At 58.7% G+C, this 17,305-nt stretch carries 18 protein-coding genes and 1 pseudogene; 16 read left to right on the plus strand and 3 right to left on the minus strand.

All coding sequences use genetic code 11. The features are described from left to right. Positions 1 to 10: 10 nt before the first annotated feature. Positions 11 to 811: a cytochrome c biogenesis protein CcsA gene (gene ccsA / locus P3C18_RS06630; protein ID WP_269380382.1), complete on the minus strand. Its 801-nt coding sequence runs from the start codon at positions 809 to 811 to the stop codon at positions 11 to 13. A 213-nt stretch (positions 812 to 1,024) separates the two neighbouring features. Here ccsA and ffh point away from each other — a divergent pair, with 213 nt between their 5' ends. The 5 genes from ffh (at position 1,025) to rplS (ending at position 4,594) form a co-directional block, all read left to right on the plus strand. Further along, positions 1,025 to 2,398, plus strand: a complete 1,374-nt coding sequence (ffh, locus tag P3C18_RS06635; RefSeq protein WP_275961056.1) for a signal recognition particle protein — start codon at positions 1,025 to 1,027, stop codon at positions 2,396 to 2,398. Positions 2,399 to 2,651: 253 nt separating this feature from the next. Further along, positions 2,652 to 2,903 carry a 30S ribosomal protein S16 gene (gene rpsP, locus P3C18_RS06640; protein WP_090239277.1) on the plus strand — a complete coding sequence of 84 codons (252 nt, stop codon included), beginning with the start codon at positions 2,652 to 2,654 and terminating at the stop codon, positions 2,901 to 2,903. 5 nt (positions 2,904 to 2,908) lie between these two features. Beyond that, positions 2,909 to 3,445 carry a ribosome maturation factor RimM gene (rimM, locus tag P3C18_RS06645; protein ID WP_275961057.1) on the plus strand — a complete coding sequence of 179 codons (537 nt, stop codon included), beginning with the start codon at positions 2,909 to 2,911 and terminating at the stop codon, positions 3,443 to 3,445. A gap of 5 nt (positions 3,446 to 3,450) precedes the next feature. Continuing rightward, entirely contained in the window at positions 3,451 to 4,203 is a 753-nt protein-coding gene (gene trmD, locus P3C18_RS06650; protein WP_275961058.1) for a tRNA (guanosine(37)-N1)-methyltransferase TrmD, read from the plus strand. A gap of 40 nt (positions 4,204 to 4,243) precedes the next feature. Next, on the plus strand, positions 4,244 to 4,594 hold the full coding sequence (gene rplS / locus P3C18_RS06655) for a 50S ribosomal protein L19 (protein WP_090248568.1): 351 nt from the start codon (positions 4,244 to 4,246) through the stop codon (positions 4,592 to 4,594). A gap of 73 nt (positions 4,595 to 4,667) precedes the next feature. Here the strand turns inward: rplS and P3C18_RS06660 are convergent, their stop codons facing one another. After that, the gene (locus tag P3C18_RS06660) at positions 4,668 to 5,342 is read right to left on the minus strand and encodes a hypothetical protein (RefSeq protein ID WP_275961059.1); all 675 of its coding nucleotides are present in this window, start codon (positions 5,340 to 5,342) and stop codon (positions 4,668 to 4,670) included. A gap of 189 nt (positions 5,343 to 5,531) precedes the next feature. Between P3C18_RS06660 and xerD the strand changes: the two genes are divergently transcribed. The 6 genes from xerD to P3C18_RS06690 all read left to right on the plus strand — a co-directional run bounded on the left by xerD (position 5,532) and on the right by P3C18_RS06690 (position 11,265). After that, the gene (gene xerD, locus P3C18_RS06665; protein WP_275961060.1) at positions 5,532 to 6,428 is read left to right on the plus strand and encodes a site-specific tyrosine recombinase XerD; all 897 of its coding nucleotides are present in this window, start codon (positions 5,532 to 5,534) and stop codon (positions 6,426 to 6,428) included. Positions 6,429 to 6,521: 93 nt separating this feature from the next. Beyond that, positions 6,522 to 7,247: a thioredoxin fold domain-containing protein gene (locus tag P3C18_RS06670; protein ID WP_275961061.1), complete on the plus strand. Its 726-nt coding sequence runs from the start codon at positions 6,522 to 6,524 to the stop codon at positions 7,245 to 7,247. Between the two features lie 113 nt (positions 7,248 to 7,360). Continuing rightward, complete coding sequence (locus P3C18_RS06675) at positions 7,361 to 8,665, plus strand: homoserine dehydrogenase (RefSeq protein WP_275961062.1); 1,305 nt, start codon at positions 7,361 to 7,363, stop codon at positions 8,663 to 8,665. Positions 8,666 to 8,723: 58 nt separating this feature from the next. Beyond that, positions 8,724 to 10,148 carry a threonine synthase gene (thrC, locus tag P3C18_RS06680; RefSeq protein ID WP_275961063.1) on the plus strand — a complete coding sequence of 475 codons (1,425 nt, stop codon included), beginning with the start codon at positions 8,724 to 8,726 and terminating at the stop codon, positions 10,146 to 10,148. A gap of 90 nt (positions 10,149 to 10,238) precedes the next feature. Continuing rightward, positions 10,239 to 10,499, plus strand: coding sequence for a ribosomal protein L7/L12 (locus P3C18_RS20645; RefSeq protein ID WP_346015622.1), 261 nt, complete (start codon positions 10,239 to 10,241; stop codon positions 10,497 to 10,499). Between the two features lie 31 nt (positions 10,500 to 10,530). After that, complete coding sequence (locus tag P3C18_RS06690; RefSeq protein ID WP_275961064.1) at positions 10,531 to 11,265, plus strand: transporter substrate-binding domain-containing protein; 735 nt, start codon at positions 10,531 to 10,533, stop codon at positions 11,263 to 11,265. A gap of 12 nt (positions 11,266 to 11,277) precedes the next feature. Here the strand turns inward: P3C18_RS06690 and P3C18_RS06695 are convergent. Beyond that, positions 11,278 to 12,508: pseudogene (locus P3C18_RS06695) on the minus strand (CaiB/BaiF CoA-transferase family protein). A gap of 305 nt (positions 12,509 to 12,813) precedes the next feature. Between P3C18_RS06695 and P3C18_RS06700 the strand changes: the two are divergent. From P3C18_RS06700 to P3C18_RS06720, 5 genes are all read left to right on the plus strand, one after another. After that, positions 12,814 to 13,443, plus strand: a complete 630-nt coding sequence (locus P3C18_RS06700) for a YjfI family protein (protein ID WP_275961065.1) — start codon at positions 12,814 to 12,816, stop codon at positions 13,441 to 13,443. A 4-nt stretch (positions 13,444 to 13,447) separates the two neighbouring features. Next, a complete protein-coding gene (locus P3C18_RS06705) occupies positions 13,448 to 14,143 on the plus strand; it encodes a PspA/IM30 family protein (protein ID WP_275961066.1) in 696 nt (231 codons plus the stop codon). Between the two features lie 71 nt (positions 14,144 to 14,214). Beyond that, complete coding sequence (locus P3C18_RS06710) at positions 14,215 to 14,859, plus strand: OB-fold-containig protein (protein ID WP_275961067.1); 645 nt, start codon at positions 14,215 to 14,217, stop codon at positions 14,857 to 14,859. A gap of 27 nt (positions 14,860 to 14,886) precedes the next feature. Then, on the plus strand, positions 14,887 to 16,929 hold the full coding sequence (locus P3C18_RS06715) for a flotillin family protein (protein WP_275961068.1): 2,043 nt from the start codon (positions 14,887 to 14,889) through the stop codon (positions 16,927 to 16,929). A 114-nt stretch (positions 16,930 to 17,043) separates the two neighbouring features. After that, the gene (locus tag P3C18_RS06720) at positions 17,044 to 17,283 is read left to right on the plus strand and encodes a hypothetical protein (RefSeq protein WP_275961069.1); all 240 of its coding nucleotides are present in this window, start codon (positions 17,044 to 17,046) and stop codon (positions 17,281 to 17,283) included. Positions 17,284 to 17,305: the final 22 nt, after the last annotated feature.

A 17,305-nucleotide genomic window follows, 5' to 3' on the forward strand; every position in this document is an offset into this window, starting at 1 on the left:
AGAAGGGGTCTCAGATATGCAGGATAAATTCGCGAACCAGCTTGCTGCCGAAGTAGGCCAGCATCAGCAGGCAGAAGCCCGCCAGGGTCCAGCGAATGGCTTTGTGGCCACGCCAGCCGAGTTGATGGCGGCCCCACAACAGCACGGCAAATACCACCCAGGCAAAGCACGAGAGGATGGTTTTATGCGCCAGGTGCTGGGCAAACAGATCGCTGATAAACAGCGCGCCAGACAGCAGAGAGAGTGACAGCAATGCCCAGCCGGCCCAGAGAAAGCCAAACAGCAGGCTTTCCATGGTTTGCAGGGGCGGGAAGTTCTTGATCAGCCCCGATGGGTGCTTGTGCTTGAGCTGATGGTCCTGCAGCAGCAGGAGCAGCGACTGGAACACCGCAATCGTCAGCATGCCGTAGGCGGTGATCGACAGCAGGATATGCGCCAGGATGCCGGGCGCTTCATCAATGGCCTGGGTGGTGCCGCTGGGCATAAATTGGGCGAGCAGCACGGTGATAAAACCCAGGGGGAACAGCAGCAACAGCAGGTTTTCCACCGGGATGCGCGTGCAGGCCAGTAGCGTCAGCAGAATTACGGCAGCAGCAATCAGGCTGGCGGCCTTGAAGAAGTCCAGCGACAAACCGCTGGCATCGAACATCTGCAGAAACAGGCTGCTGCCGTGCAGCAGCAGCGCCAGTGTGCCGAGTGCAATCAGCAGGCGCTTGTTGGATGTGCTGCGCTGTTGCAGGCGCAGGCCTTGATAGAGTGCGGCTCCGGCATAGAGGCAGGCAGCGGCGAGGCTGGGTAGCAGAGGGTGCATAAATCCTTGTCAGGCAAACCCGAAAGGCGGCCAGTGTGGCATACAACCCGTGCGCCACGAAAGCATCTGGGCAGTCGTCGGCTCAGGCTCGCTCAGCCAGCCATGACTTGGCGCAGCCGACAAAGATACGTCAACAGCGGCTTGAGTCTTGGTTATAATCCGCGACCTGTTGCAAGCCCACCCTCGGCTCGGTAGAGCCTGAAAGGAACGCGCATGTTCGAAAATCTGACTGACCGCCTCTCGCAGACCCTGCGAAATGTCACTGGCAAAGCCAAGCTGAGCGAAGACAACATCAAGGACACCTTGCGTGAAGTGCGCATGGCCTTGCTTGAGGCTGACGTTGCCCTGCCGGTGGTCAAGGACTTCGTTAATAAGGTCAAGGATCGTGCGGTCGGCACCGAAGTCTCGAAGAGCCTGACCCCGGGCCAGGCGTTCGTGAAGATCGTCCGCGCCGAGCTCGAAGAGCTGATGGGCGCGGCCAACGAAGACCTCGCGCTGAATGCTGTGCCACCTGCCGTGGTGCTGATGGCCGGTCTGCAGGGCGCGGGCAAGACCACCACCGTCGGCAAGCTGGCGCGCTTCCTTAAAGAGCGCAAGAAAAAGACCGTGATGGTGGTGTCTGCCGACGTCTACCGTCCGGCGGCGATCAAGCAGCTGGAAACCCTGGCCAATGATATTGGCGTGACCTTCTTCCCCTCCGATCTCAGCCAGAAGCCGGTGGATATCGCCGAGGCGGCGATCAAGGAAGCCAAGCTCAAGTTTATTGATGTAGTGATCGTCGATACCGCCGGTCGTCTGGCTATCGATGCCGAAATGATGGCGGAGATCCAGGCGCTGCACGCGGCGATCAAGCCAGTGGAAACCCTGTTCGTGGTCGATGCCATGACCGGTCAGGACGCCGCCAATACCGCCAAGGCCTTCAATGATGCGCTGCCGCTGACCGGTGTGGTGCTGACCAAAGTCGACGGTGATGCGCGCGGCGGTGCGGCGTTGTCGGTGCGGGCGATTACCGGCAAGCCGATCAAGTTTATCGGTATGGGTGAGAAGACCGAAGCGCTTGAGCCTTTCCACCCGGACCGGATTGCCTCGCGCATTCTCGGCATGGGCGACGTACTCAGTCTGATCGAGCAGGCCGAGCAGACCCTGGATCGCGAGAAAGCCGAGAAACTCACCAAAAAGCTGAAGAAGGGCAAGGGCTTCGACCTCGAAGACTTCCGTGATCAGTTGCAACAAATGAAGAACATGGGCGGCCTTGGCGGCCTGATGGACAAGCTGCCGCAGATGGGCGGCGTCAATCTGGCGCAGATGGGCAATGCTCAAGGCGCGGCCGAGAAGCAGTTCAAGCAGATGGAGGCGATCATCAACTCGATGACCCCTCAGGAGCGCCGCGATCCGGAAATCATCAGCGGCTCGCGCAAGCGCCGCATCGCCATGGGTTCCGGTACCCAGGTGCAGGATATTGGTCGTCTGATCAAGCAGCACAAGCAGATGCAGAAGATGATGAAGAAATTCACTGCCAAAGGCGGTATGGCCAAGATGATGCGCGGCATGGGCGGGATGATGCCGGGCGGTCTGCCGAAAATGTAAGGAATCCGCGTCGGCAGCAATGTCGGCGCAAACCCCGCTGAGTTGGCGGGTGTTTACAGTAAACCCGTCTTTCGCGGGAGCTGATTGGCCGGTTTGGACCGCGGCCCTCTGGCAAATCTTGCTTGCACGGCCTCATGCGCCTGAAAAAGCCATTTGCAAAAATCCGGATATTCCTTAGAATATGCGGCCTTTCGGGCACCCATGCCCGCTGTGCATTTAGATTTGCAGCACCGACTACAGGAACTATGTTCACATGCTAACGATTCGTCTTGCCCTTGGCGGCTCCAAAAAGCGCCCGTTCTACAAAATCAACGTGACCGACAGCCGTAACCCACGCGACGGTTCGCATAAAGAAGAAATCGGTTTCTTCAACCCGATCGCTCGTGGTCAGGAAGTTCGTCTGTCCGTGAAGCAAGATCGCCTGGCCCATTGGCTGAGCGTTGGCGCACAGCCTTCTGATCGTGTTGCTCAGTTGTTGAAGGACGCTGCTAAGGCTGCGGCCTGAGCAATATGAGCGCGACGCCTGTTTCTACCGATGATTTGATCGTTATCGGCAAGATCTACTCTGTACATGGCGTTCGCGGTGAAGTGAAGGTGTATTCCTTTACTGATCCTGTTGCAAACCTGTTGCAGTACAAGTCCTGGACGCTTAGGCGCGAAGGCAGTGTCAAACAGGTAGAGCTGGTCAGCGGACGCGGGAGTGATAAGTTCCTGGTCGCGAAGCTCAAGGGTCTTGATGATCGTGAAGAAGCGCGTCTTCTCGCCGGTTATGAGATCTGTGTGCCGCGCAACCTGTTCCCTGAATTGGCTGACGGCGAGTACTACTGGTACCAGTTGGAAGGTCTCAAGGTTATTGATCAGGCAGGGCAATTGCTCGGCAAGATTGATCACCTGCTAGAAACCGGTGCCAACGATGTGATGGTGGTCAAACCCTGCACCGACAGCCTGGATGATCGTGAGCGCCTGTTGCCCTATACCGAGCAATGCGTGTTGTCGATTGATCTGAGTGCTGGCGAAATGCGGGTCGACTGGGATGCGGACTTCTAAGCCTGATGCCAAATCTGCGCGTTGAAGTCATTACGCTGTTCCCGGAAATGTTTGCCGCTATCAGCGAATACGGCATTACCAGCCGAGCGGTGAAGCAGGGTTTGTTGCAATTGACCTGCTGGAATCCGCGTAGCTACACCACAGACCGTCACCACACCGTGGATGATCGGCCTTTTGGCGGTGGCCCAGGCATGGTGATGAAGATCAAGCCGCTTGAAGATGCTTTGCTTGAAGCGAAGCAAGCTGCAGGTGGTGCGGCCAAGGTGATTTACCTGTCGCCGCAAGGTCGCCAGCTGACGCAGTCAGCAGTACGCGAACTGGTCAATGAGGATGCGTTAATCCTGATTGCCGGCCGCTACGAAGGCATTGATGAGCGCTTTATTGAGGCGCATGTCGATGAAGAATGGTCGATTGGGGACTACGTCCTGTCCGGCGGTGAGCTGCCGGCCATGGTGCTGATCGACGCGGTAACGCGCCTTTTGCCTGGTGCATTGGGTCATGCAGATTCGGCCGAGGAAGACTCCTTTACGGATGGCTTGCTCGACTGCCCGCACTACACTCGCCCGGAGGTGTATGCGGATAAACGTGTTCCCGACGTGTTGCTTAGTGGCAACCACGAACACATCCGGCGCTGGCGTTTGCAGCAGTCCCTTGGTCGGACCTACGAACGACGCGCCGATCTTCTGGAAAGCCGCTCGCTTTCTGGAGAAGAGAAGAAGCTGCTGGAGGAATACGTCCGCCAGCGGGACGATAGTTAATGTATCGATGACCGGCCGAGGCCTGTCTTAGGAGCGCAGCATGACCAACAAGATTATTCAGCAGCTCGAAGCTGAGCAGATGGGCAAAGAGATCCCGACTTTCGCACCGGGTGACACTATTGTTGTCCAGGTTAAAGTGAAAGAAGGCGACCGTCAGCGTCTGCAGGCTTTCGAAGGCGTGGTAATCGCCAAGCGTAACCGTGGTCTGAACAGTGCTTTCACTGTTCGTAAGATCTCCAACGGTGTTGGCGTTGAGCGTACTTTCCAGACCTACAGCCCGCTGGTTGACAGCCTGGCCGTTAAGCGTCGCGGTGACGTACGTAAAGCCAAGCTGTACTACCTGCGTGACCTGTCCGGTAAGGCAGCACGTATCAAGGAAAAACTGGGCTAAGTCTCGGCTTTCCAATAAAAAAGCAGCCTTCGGGCTGCTTTTTTCGTTTCTGTGTTTCGATTATCGGGTGTGGTTAACGAAGGCTGATCTTCAGCGAGGCTTGCGACAGGTCGATGTCATGCAGGCTCAGGCTGCCCATGCTCTGGCCCTGGGGCGCGTCGGCGACGCGGATATTGTCGAAGCGCAGCTCGCCAATTGAGCTGGGCAGGCGCACGTTCACCGAGCCGTCGGCGTTGATCACTGAGGTCAATTTGCTGGTGTCGTACTGCACATCCTTCATCGAGGTTTCCGCCTCAAGGCTGCTCAGTACTGGCATCACCAGTTTGCTCAGTTGGCCGACGGTGCCCAGGCCGTCACCGCTGCCGGCTTGGAGAAACAGGCCTTGCAGCACATCATCCAGGCCTTGGGCGCTGACATTGCTCAATTCCATGTCGCTCAGGGGGCGCAGGCCGCGCGGCGTTTGTTCCTGGCTGATGGCGTTGGGCGCGTTTTTCGGGGCGTCGGCGCTGGCGATTTGGAAGGGGCTGAGCAGCGCGGCAACCAGGGTGGCGGCCAGGCGCAGGTTGTTCTGTTTGCTGAGGGCCTTTTTCAGCTGGCGTTCGGTTAGCCAGCCTTGCTCGATCAGTGTCTCGCCCAGGCGTTTGTGGTTGGTGAGTTGCAGTTGAATGGCAGCATCCAGCTGGCCGCGGTTAATCAGTCCTTTGTTGATCAGAATCTGACCAAGACGTGAATGCTGTTGGCTGGACATGCGTGGGCACCGTTGTGCTGTAGTGGCGTGATGCAATCATGGTCTGCAAATTGCGGTCTGTCACCCTCCCAAAGATAGGGTGACTGGAGCTTTCTTCGCTGGTTTAGCCGCCGTTGGTCGGAGCGCTTAGCGCTGGCCCATGGCGCTGCGCTCGTAGACACTGGCGGGCATATCGTTTGAGGTTTCTTGATGGCAGCTATCGATCATCCGCTGATTGACCGTTTTCTTGAGTCGTTGTGGTTGGAAAAGGGCCTGTCCGTGCACACCCAGGCTGCGTATCGCAGCGACCTTGCGTTGTTCAATGGATGGCTGCAGGTGCGTGATGTGCAGCTGGCGGATGCTGGGCGTGAGCTGATTCTTGATCACCTGGCCTGGCGCCTGAATGAAGGCTACAAGGCGCGCTCGACCGCGCGCCTGCTCTCAGGCTTGCGTGGCTTCTACCGGTTTCTTCTGCGTGAACAGCTGATCAGTCGTGACCCGACCCTGCAGGTGGATTTGCCGCAGCTGGGGCGGCCGCTGCCCAAGTCGCTGTCCGAAGCCGATGTCGAGGCCTTGCTGGCCGCTCCCGAGCTGGATGACCCGATTGGTCTGCGCGACCGGGCGATGCTTGAGGTGCTGTATGCCTGCGGTCTTCGCGTCAGTGAGTTGATTGGCTTGACGCTGGAGCAGGTCAATCTGCGTCAGGGTGTGCTGCGCGTCTTCGGCAAGGGCAGCAAGGAGCGCCTGGTGCCGCTGGGTGAAGAGGCGATTGCCTGGATCGAGCGGTACAGCAAGGAGGCGCGGCCGTTTCTGCTGGATGGCAAGCCCAGCGATGTGCTGTTTCCCAGCCTGCGTGGCGAGCAGATGACTCGGCAAACCTTCTGGTATCGCATCAAACACCAGGCCAAGGTGGCGGGGATTGCCAAGAGCCTGTCGCCGCATACCTTGCGCCATGCCTTTGCCACGCACCTGCTCAATCACGGCGCCGATTTGCGCGTGGTGCAGATGCTGTTGGGGCACAGCGACCTGTCGACCACGCAGATCTACACCCATGTTGCCCGCGCGCGCCTGCAGGAGTTGCATGCGCAGCACCACCCGCGAGGCTGAGAACGCCGTCCAGCCTGCGATGGTCGGTCTCTGTGGGCTTCTATGGTAGGCTGCGTGCATCTTTTGTTGGATCGTCTTCTGCCGGGAGTTTGTATGCGTTTTAACCGCATTGTTGTTGCATTGGCCTTGGGTCTGGCCAGCAGCGTGGGTGTTGCCGCCGATGCCGATCAGGCCATCCGCAATAGCCTCAAAGCTATCGATCCGGCTCTGCCGATTGAGGCAATTGCCGAAAGTCCGATGCCTGGCGTTTATCAGGTCGAGCTGGCCGGTGGTCGGCAGCTGTACACCAGCGCCGACGGCCAGTTCCTGCTGCAGGGTTACCTGTTTCAGGTCAGGGACGGCAAGCCGGTGAATCTCACCGAGGTCGCTGAGAGCAAAGGCGTGGTCAAGTTGCTGGATGCCATCCCAGCCGCGGAAATGGTGGTGTTTGCGCCCAAGCAGCCGAAAACCCATATCACCGTATTTACCGACACCGATTGCGGTTATTGCCAGAAGCTGCACAGCGAAGTGCCTGAGCTGAATCGTCTCGGCGTTGAGGTGCGTTACCTGGCCTTCCCGCGCCAGGGCCTGGAAAGTGCTGCGGCCAAAGAGCTGTCGAATGTCTGGTGTGCCAAGGACCAGCAGGACGCCATGAACCGCGCAAAAAGCCGCCAGGGCGTGGCAGATGCGCAGTGCAACAGCCCGGTTGCCAAGCAGTACGCGCTGGGGCAGATGATCGGAGTCAGCGGTACGCCGGCCATCGTCTTGGCCAACGGCAAGATCATTCCTGGCTATCAACCAGCACCGCAGCTGGCGAAAATAGCCCTGGAATCCAAGTGATCTGAGGCGCGCGCCTGATTGACTAATAAACAGCCGCTTCGTATGGTGCGGCTCTTTTTCTACGGCCGGGGCTTGCTCCGGCCGTTTTACGCAGTGCAGATGGGGAGTTCAGTGTGAAACCGGTGAAAGTAGGCATCTGTGGGCTGGGTACCGTCGGTGGCGGTACGTTGAATGTACTCAAGCGAAATGCCGAGGAAATTACCCGGCGCGCAGGGCGTGGTATTGAAGTTGCCCAGATTGCCATTCGCTCGCCCAAGCCGCAGTACGACACCACCGGTATTAGCCTGACCAGCGATGTGTTTGAGCTGGTGAACAATCCTGAGATCGATATCGTTATCGAGCTGATTGGCGGTTACACCCTGGCCAAGGAGCTGGTGCTCAAGGCCATCGAGAACGGCAAGCATGTGGTCACCGCGAACAAGGCGCTGATCGCCGTGCACGGCAATGAAATTTTCGCCAAGGCCCGCGAAAAGGGCGTGATCGTCGCCTTTGAAGCCGCTGTTGCTGGCGGTATCCCGGTGATCAAGGCGATTCGTGAAGGCCTGGCGGCCAATCGCATCAACTGGCTGGCCGGGATCATCAACGGTACTGGCAACTTTATCCTCAGTGAAATGCGCGAGAAGGGTCGCACCTTTGACGACGTGCTGGCCGAAGCGCAGACGCTGGGTTATGCCGAGGCCGATCCGACCTTCGACGTCGAAGGCATCGACGCCGCGCACAAGCTGACCATCCTGGCGTCTATCGCCTTTGGTATTCCGCTGCAGTTCGACAAGGCCTACACCGAAGGCATCACCAAGCTGACCACCGCTGACGTGAACTACGCCGAAGCACTTGGCTATCGCATCAAGCACCTCGGTGTGGCGCGCCGCACCGACGCTGGCATCGAACTGCGTGTACACCCGACGCTGATCCCGGCTGACCGCCTGATTGCCAACGTCAATGGCGTAATGAACGCGGTGATGGTCAATGGTGACGCTGCTGGCAGCACATTGTTCTACGGCGCTGGCGCCGGCATGGAGCCGACCGCATCCTCGGTCATCGCCGATCTGGTTGACGTGGTTCGCGCGCTGACAGCCGACCCGACCAACCGCGTGCCGCACCTGGCCTTCCAGCCGGACTCGCTGTCCGATCACCCGATTCTGCCGATTGAAGCCTGCGAGAGTGCCTATTACCTGCGCATCCAGGCCAAGGATCATCCGGGCGTACTGGCCCAGGTGGCGAGCATTCTGTCGGCGCGCGGGATCAATATCGAGTCGATCATGCAGAAGGAGGTCGAGGAGCAGGACGGCCTGGTGCCGATGATCCTGGTCACTCATCGCGTGGTCGAAGCGCAGATCAATGAGGCGATCAGTGCCCTTGAGGCGCTCGAAGATGTGGTTGGCAGCGTTGTGCGTATCCGCGTCGAGCAGTTGAACTAATCAGCCTCTGGCCGCAGGCAGCTGCGGCTTTTAAAGATTCAACCGAAGGTTTGCCCCTATGCGCTATATCAGTACCCGTGGCCAGGCACCGGCCCTGAATTTCGAAGATGTGCTGCTCGCTGGCCTGGCCAGCGATGGCGGCCTGTATGTGCCGGAAAACCTGCCGCGCTTTACCCAGGAAGAAATCGCCTCATGGGCTGGTCTGCCGTACCACGAGCTGGCCTTCCGGGTGATGCGCCCGTTCGTCACTGGCAGCATTCCGGATGCGGATTTCAAAAAGATTCTTGAGGAAACCTACGCGGCCGGCTCAGGTGGTGTATTCGCCCATAGCGCCGTGGCGCCACTGCGTCAGCTGAACGGCAACGAGTGGGTGCTGGAACTGTTCCACGGCCCAACCCTGGCCTTCAAGGACTTCGCCCTGCAGCTGCTTGGCCGTTTGCTCGACTACGTGCTGGCCAAGCGCAACGAGCGCGTGGTGATCATGGGCGCGACTTCCGGTGATACCGGCTCGGCGGCCATCGAGGGCTGCAAGGCCTGCGATAACGTCGACATCTTTATCATGCACCCACACAACCGTGTGTCCGAGGTGCAGCGCCGGCAGATGACCACCATCCTCGGCGACAACATCCATAACATCGCCATCGAAGGCAACTTCGATGACTGCCAGGAAATGGTCAAGGACAGCTTCGCTGACCAGGGCTTCCTCAAGGGCACGCGCTTGGTGGCGGTCAATTCGATCAACTGGGCGCGGATCATGGCCCAGATCGTTTACTACTTCCACGCGGCCCTGCAGCTCGGCGGCCCGGCGCGCTCCATCGCGTTCTCGGTGCCGACCGGCAACTTCGGCGATATTTTCGCTGGTTACCTGGCGCGCAATATGGGCCTGCCGATCAGCCAGCTGATCGTCGCGACCAACCGCAACGACATCCTGCACCGCTTTATGAGCGGTAATCAGTACGTGAAGGACACCCTGCACCCGACCCTGTCGCCGTCCATGGACATCATGGTCTCGTCGAACTTCGAGCGCCTGCTGTTTGACCTGCACGGTCGCAACGGCGCGGCGATTGCCGAGTTGATGGCCACCTTCAAGCAGGGCGGCGGCTTCAGCGTTGATCAGGATCGTTGGACCGAAGCACGCAAGCTGTTCGACTCCCTCGCCGTGGATGATGCGCAGACCTGCGAAACCATCACCGAGGTGTTCAACGAGTGCGGTGAGCTGCTCGACCCGCATACCGCGATTGGCGTGCGTGCCGCCCGTGAATGCCGTCGTAGCCTGGCGACGCCGATGGTGATTCTCGGCACCGCGCACCCGGTGAAATTCCCGGAAGCCGTTGAGAAGGCAGGTGTTGGTCAGGCGCCTGCCTTGCCGGCGCACCTGGCGGATCTGTTCGAGCGTGAAGAGCGCTGCACGGTACTGGCCAATGATCTGAAAACCGTGCAGAGCTTTGTGGCTCAGCACGGCAATCGCGGCAAGCCGCTGTAAGACTGGCGCTGGTCAATAAAGCCGGTACCCGCAAGGGGCCGGCTTTTTTTGTGGCTATGCTCTGGGAAGGTTGCTGGAGCGGGGTGTGTGATGGCTGAGTTTGATCAGGATTTACCAGTGGAGGTGGTGGCGGCACTTGAGCGCGGGCAGAAAATCGAGGCGATCAAACTGCTGCGTGAGCTCAGGGGGATGGGTTTGAAAGAGGCCAAGGATGCCGTGGATGGTTACACATCTGAGCGACGGGCGGGTGGTGTATCGGTGGTGCAGTCTGGTGGGCATGGCGGTATCTTCTGGTTGTTGGGTTTGCTCGTGCTGGGTGCTGCAGTTGCCTGGTGGTTTGGCGCGTTTTAGCGGCAGTGTGTTGTGCAGTAGAGGTAGTCGGGTGAAGTGGTTGATCAAGGTGGTTGTGTTGCTGTGCGGTGTCCATTTCCAGGCCGGCGTTTATGCCGCCACCTTTGAAGTTGGTTTTTATAACTACCCGCCGATGATGATCGAGCAGGGTAAGACCGGTATCTATCAGGATATCTTCGATGAGCTGGGTAAGCTGACGGGCGACACCTTCAGCGTGCAGTACTACCCCTATCCACGCCTTGGTCTGCTGTTCAATGGCGGGCAGCTGGATATCGAGCCGGGTGTTTATCCGGGGTGGGTGCAGGGGCAGTCGACGCCTGGGGTGTTTTCGGTGCCGTTTGGCAAGGTTGTCGATGTCATGGTGTTTGCTCCGGGCAAGGCTTTCCCGGTGTCGCGGCCTGAGGATTTGCGCGGCAAGTCAGTGGGGTTGGTGCGAGGCTATGCCTACCCTGGCCTGCGTGCGTTGATCGAGGCGGGGCAGCTTGATCGGCGCAATGCGCTGAATGAAGCGCAGCTGCTGGAAATGTTGGCGAAATCGCGGTTCGATCAAATTGTGGTCAACAAGGCGATTGCCCAATACAGCCTGGCGAAAATCCCGGAGTACCGTCACCTCGAAATCGGCGACGTGATGAGCTCTTTCGATGTAAGTATGCGTATTCATCCACGCCACGAAGCCTGGTTGGATAAGCTCGATGCGGCCATTCTGATGCTCAAGCGGCGCGGGGTTATTGAGGGGATCTACGCCAAATATGGCGTTCACCTTTAGCGGAGTGGTTGATCAGATGGCGCCATCGCTACGCAATTGGGCAATCTGCTCACGGCTATAACCCAGTTCGCTCAGCACCTGTTCATTGTGTTCGCCCAGCTCCGGGCCGACCCAATTTACCTCCCCCGGTGTATCGCTGAGTTTGGGCACGATGCCGGGCATCTTGAAGGCTTTGCCGTCTGGTAGTTTGGCCGACAGAAGCATTTCTCGGGCGAGAAATTGCGGGTCGTGGAACATGTCCTCGGCGCTGAAAATGCGGCTGGCCGGCACTTCGGCTTGGTTCAGCGTAGTCAGCACCTGCTGCAGCGGCAGTGAGCCGACCCAGCGATCAATCACGCCATAGATTTCATCGCGCCGCGCATCGCGTCCGTCATTGCTGGCCAAGGTCGCGTCGTCGGCCAGGTCCTGGCGGCCGATGGCCTGCATAAAGCGCTTGAAGATCGCATCGCCGTTGGCGCCGATCTGAATATGCTTGCCGTCGCTGCTGGTGTGAATCGAGGAGGGGGTGATGCCGGGCATGATGTTGCCAGTGCGCTCGCGGATAAAGCCGAACACATCGAACTCCGGCACCATGGACTCCATCATGGCGAAGATCGCCTCATACAGCGCCACGTCCACCACCTGGCCGCTGCCGCCGTTGACCTCACGATGACGCAGCGCCATCAGCGCACCGATCACGCCCCACAGCGCGGCAATTGAGTCGCCAATGCTGATGCCGGTGCGCACCGGCGGGCGGTCTTTGAAACCGGTGATGTAGCGCAACCCGCCCATGGATTCGCCCACGGCGCCGAAGCCCGGCTGATCCTTCATGGGGCCTGTTTGACCGAAGCCGGACAGGCGCACCATCACCAATTTAGGGTTCAGGGCGTGCAGCACGTCCCAGCCCAGGCCAAGTTTCTCCAGCACGCCGGGGCGGAAGTTCTCAATAAGGATGTCGGCCTCGCTGAGCAGCTTCTTCAGCACCTCGCGCCCGGCCTCGTGCTTGAGGTTAAGGGTGATCGACTGCTTGTTGCGCGCCTGCACAAACCACCACAGCGAAGTGCCCTCATACAACTTGCGCCACTTGCGCAGCGGGTCGCCGCCATCCGGTGACTCGACCTTGATCACCTCGGCGCCAAACTCGGCGCAGATGCGCGAGGCAAACGGGCCGGCGATCAGGGTGCCGAGCTCGATCACTTTCAGGCCGGCGAGGGGTTTGTTGGCTGTGCTCATAAGGGCTTCCGTTGGGCGTTAGGCTGGCCAAGGCTATTCGATTGTGGGGTGCTGCGTCATATTTCAATGCTCGCTATCGGCCGCTGTGGCTGCGATGGGGTTGGCAGATTTAGCTGTTTAGTTGGCGGCTGATATGGCGTTAAATTGCTGCCACGAACGGATGCTCGGTATTGCTGGCCCTGGATGGTTCCCCTCCTGCGACTTTTCCCTATGTGGTCTCCGTGGCGCTGCTTTTGAGCGGCTCGCTTTTGCTTGCCTGAAAATCAACAAACATGCGTTTTAAAATATTACATGTGATGTGTTGATTCATTACATGTGTAGGTCTAGTCTGCGTTCATGGAAAGCAAATCATCAGCCCATTACCAGCGTCTTTTCCGCCAACGTCTGCGCGAGCAGGGATTGGTGAAAAAAGAGGTCTGGATACTGCCAGAGCATGCCCCGCTGCTTATGGCATTCGAGCGGAAACTTCGCCAGCCGCACTCAGTAAAGCTGGCTTCAATGGAAAAGGAGGAGGGTATGAGCATGCCGCAGGTTTGGACTGCACAGGCTTTATACGATGCACTGTCGGCTGTTGAGCTATTCAAGGGTGGGCAGGCGAGCATCGAGCTGATTCAGAGCTCGGATGCCAGCTTGCACGTGACCATGCACGACTATGGCGATCTACCGTTGTTTGTCGCCGTATTTGGCGAGCAGATCGTGGTCGAGGGCCTGCTGTGGCCTGCCGCCGATGTGCGCGACAGTGCGGCGTTCAACGAGCAGGTGCTGCGTACCCACAAGCTGTTTCCACTGTCGTCTATCGGTCTGGAAACCCTGCCGGACGGTCAGCCTTGCTACACCATGTTTGGTGCGCTGAGCTCGGCGTCGACATTGACCGATGTGGTGTTCGAGATCGAATTGCTGGCCGACAACGTGATCAAGGCCACCGAAGCCTATGAAGGCTTCCTCAAGGCTGACGCTAAGGAGTGATGCTATGAACGTCTGGAGCAAATTGCTGACGGCGCTGCGTGGCGGCGCCAATGAAGTGGGTGAGGCCGTGGTGGATGGTCAGGCGCTGCGTATTCTCGATCAGGAGATTCGCGATGCTGATCTAGAGCTGCGCAAGTCCAAGGAAGCCTTGGCCGAAATTATGGCCAAACAGAAACTGGCCAGTGATCGACTGGGCAAGAGCACGGCGAAGATCGCCGAGTATGAGCAGTACGCGCTCAAGGCTCTGGATGCAGGCAATGAAACCCTGGCCAAGGAAGTTGCCGAGAAGATCGCCAACCTGGAAGCCGAACAGGCCAGCGACCGCGAACAGGCCGATGGTTTCGCAGCCAGCGTGGCGCAGTTGCGCAAGGCCGTGACCCAGGCGGAAGGGCATATCAAGCGCCTGAAGCAACAGGTTGATACGGTCAAGGCCACGGAAAGCGTGCAAAAAGCGCAGATGGCAGTGGCGCAGCGCTATGGCGGTTCGCAGGCCAAGTTGCATACCGCCGTCGAGTCGCTGGAGCGCATCAAGCTCAAGCAGGCCGAGCGTGCAGCCATGATGGAAGCCAATGCAGAGCTGGCCGCCACCAGCGCGCCGGATGACGCCCTGGAGGTCAAACTGCGGGCTGCCGGCATCGTGCCGGATAACGCCAGTGCTGACAGCGTGCTGGCGCGGCTGAAGAGTAAGGCTACGTCCTAACTTGCTCTACTTGCCAATAAGCTGGTGAGGCCGAGAGGCCTCACCTAGGTTCTCTCAGGGATAGGAAAGCCATGGATATCTTCCTGCAGAATGCCCTTGCGTTTCCCACGTTGATTTTCAGTTTTCTGCTTAGCCTGATGATGGTCTATTGGTTCTTTGCTGCTTTAGGCACAGTTGAAATCGATGTGCTGGATATCGAAGGCGATTCCGCACTGGAAGGGGACGGGTTGCAAGCGGAGGGGCTTGCCGGTCTTCTGCTCAAACTCGGTCTCGGCGGTGTGCCGATTACCATCGTGTTGACCCTGGTGGCGATGTTCAGCTGGATCATCAGTTACCTCATCGAATCATTGCTGCTCAGCTATCTGCCCTTGGGTTGGTTGCGTTACCCCCTGGGGCTGGTTGTGGTGGTGGGGGCGTTGGTAGTGGCTGTCCCTCCGGCAGCTGCGTTGTGCAAGCCCTTGCGCAGACTATTCCAAAAGTTTGAGGCATCGGCCTCGCGGTCATTTCTGGGGCAGACTGCAATAGTACGCAGCTCCCGAGTGACCCTGAGCCATGGTGAAGCAACTCTGGAGGATGGCGGTGCAGGTCTGATTCTGAAGGTGCGGGCAGACGAATCGAAGGGTTTCAAGCGCGGTGATCATGTGGTGCTGCTGGAGTATCTGGAGGCCGAAAACGCCTACCGGGTGCTCAGTGAGGAAGAGTTCAACGGCATTTAATCAGTAATCAAAGGAGCTGAGTTTTCAATGAATGACATTCTGATAATGGGCGCACTTATATTGGGTTGCGTCGTCCTTTTTGTATTTGGATTGCTGCTGCTATTCAAGGCCTTCTATATCAAGGTACCTCAGGGCACTGCACTGATCGTCAACGATATGTCCGCCACGCCCAAGGTGCATTTCACTGGTTCCCTGGTGTACCCGGTGATCCACCTCAAGGAATTTATGAAGATTTCCTTGATCACCCTGGAGGTGGATCGCCGCGCCAAGGACGGGCTGATCTGTCGCGATAATATGCGCGCCGATATCACCGTGGCCTTCTACCTGCGAGTCAACGAAACCCAGGAAGACGTACTCAAGGTGGCCAAGGCCATCGGGGTTGAGCGTGCCTCGGATCGCAGCGCGGTGAACGAGCTGTTCAACGCCAAGTTTTCTGAAGCGTTGAAAACCGTGGGCAAGCAGTTCGATTTCGTCCAGCTATTCGAGAACCGTCAGGAGTTCCGTGATCGCATCGTCGAGGTGATCGGTAACGACCTCAACGGCTATGTGCTGGAGGACGTGGCTATCGACTACCTGGAACAGACCGCCAAGCATTCCCTGGATCCGAGCAACATCCTCGACGCCGAGGGTATCCGCAAGATCACCGAGCTGACCGCCGCGCAGAACGTTATCACCAACGAACTGGAGCGCAACGAAGAGCTGGCGATCAAGAAAAAGAACGTTGAAACCCGTGAGGCCACGCTGTCCCTGGAACGCCAGGAAGCCGATGCGGTGGCTCGGCAGAAGCGCGAGATCGAAACCATCCGCGCCCGCGAGCAGGCCGAAACCCTCAAGGTGCAGGAAGAAGAGCGCCTGAAGTCCGAGCAGGCCCGCATCCACACCCAGCAGGAGCTGGATATTCGCGCCGAGAACCATCAGCGCGAAGTCGAAGTGGCGCAGCAGAACCGCCAGCGTGCGGTGGTGATCGAGGTGGAAAAAGTCACCCGCGCCAAGGACCTGGAAATCGTTTCCCGCGAGCGTGAAGTCGAGCTGCAGCGCATCGAGAAAGAGAAAGCCCTGGAAGTTGAACGCAAGAATATTGCCGGGGTGATCCGCGAGCGCGTAGCGGTCGAGAAGACCGTGGCCCAGGAAGAAGAACGCATCAAGGAAGTGCGTGAGGTGTCCGAAGCCGACCGCGCCAAGCAGGTCATGGTGCTCAATGCCCAGGCCGAAGCCGAGCAGGAGCTGGTGCGCCAGGTCAAGCAGGCCGAAGCCGACGAAACCCGCTCCCAGCACAAAGCGGTGGAAATCAACAACCTGGCTCAGGCCGAGTTGGAAGCCGCGGCCAAGCAGGCCGAAGCCAAGAAGAAAATGGCCGAAGGTATCGAGGCCGAGCGCGCCGCGCCTGGTCTGGCCGATGCGCGGGTGCGTGAAGTCACCGCCGCCGCCAAGGAGAAGGAAGGCCTGGCCGAAGCCCGCGTGCATGCTGAGCAGCTGATTGCCGAAGCCAAGGGCGACCAGGAGAAAGGTCTGGCCGAGGCGCGGGTGACCGAAGCCAAAGCAGCGGCCAAAGAGAAAGACGGCCTGGCCGACGCCAAGGTGCTGGAAGAGAAGCTCGGCGCTCAGGCGCGCGGCGAAGAACAGCTTGGCGCGGCCAAGGCCAAAGCCACCCAGGATCTGGGTATGGCCGAAGCCCATGTGCTGCTGGAACGTTTGAATGCCGAGGCCGAAGGTCTGGGCAAGAAGTTCGGTGCGCTCGATGCGCTCAGCGACAACGCGCGTCAGCACGAGGAGTTCCGCATGCAGTTGGAGGCGAACTTCGACGAGGCCATGGCCGCCATCGCTGCCAACAAGGAAATCGCCAAGGATCAGGCCGAAGTGCTCTCGGCGGCGCTGTCCAAGGCGAAGATCGAAATCGTCGGCGGCGAAGGCGATTTCTTCAACTCCTTCGCTAAGTCGCTGTCGGTGGGCAAAGCCATCGAAGGCGTGGTTGGCAAGAGCCCGGTGGTGCAGGACGTGTTGGCCCGTCTGCTGAATGGTCGTGTCGGCGAAAGCAAAACGCCGGCGGCAGTGGATAGCAGCGAGAGCTAAGTGCTTGCCGGTAACGGCTGAAAGCTAGCGTCTTCGCAATAAGTTGGATGTTCTCTTGGGGTTGGCGAAAGCCAACTCCTTGAATGGCCCGTTTATCTCTAATTAGGAAGTCTTATGTCGGAACCACGGGATTATCTGGAAATGTCGTTTCGCTCGATCCAGTGCTTCGCCAATGACGGCCGCCTGGATGTGCAGGAACTGGGTGCGCTGCTGGCTGTTGCTGAGCGTGATGGGGTGATTGATGACAATGAAATTCGCGTGCTGAAGAAGATCATTGCTCAGATCAAACCCGAAGAACTCGATCAGGCGATGCGCGACAAACTTGCCGAAATTGCCCAAAAGATTGGTGCCTAAACCAAGGGTAGATTCGCCTTTG

The sequence above is a fragment of the Pseudomonas sp. 1928-m genome (assembly GCF_029269135.1).
Taxonomy (GTDB): Bacteria; Pseudomonadota; Gammaproteobacteria; order Pseudomonadales; family Pseudomonadaceae; genus Aquipseudomonas.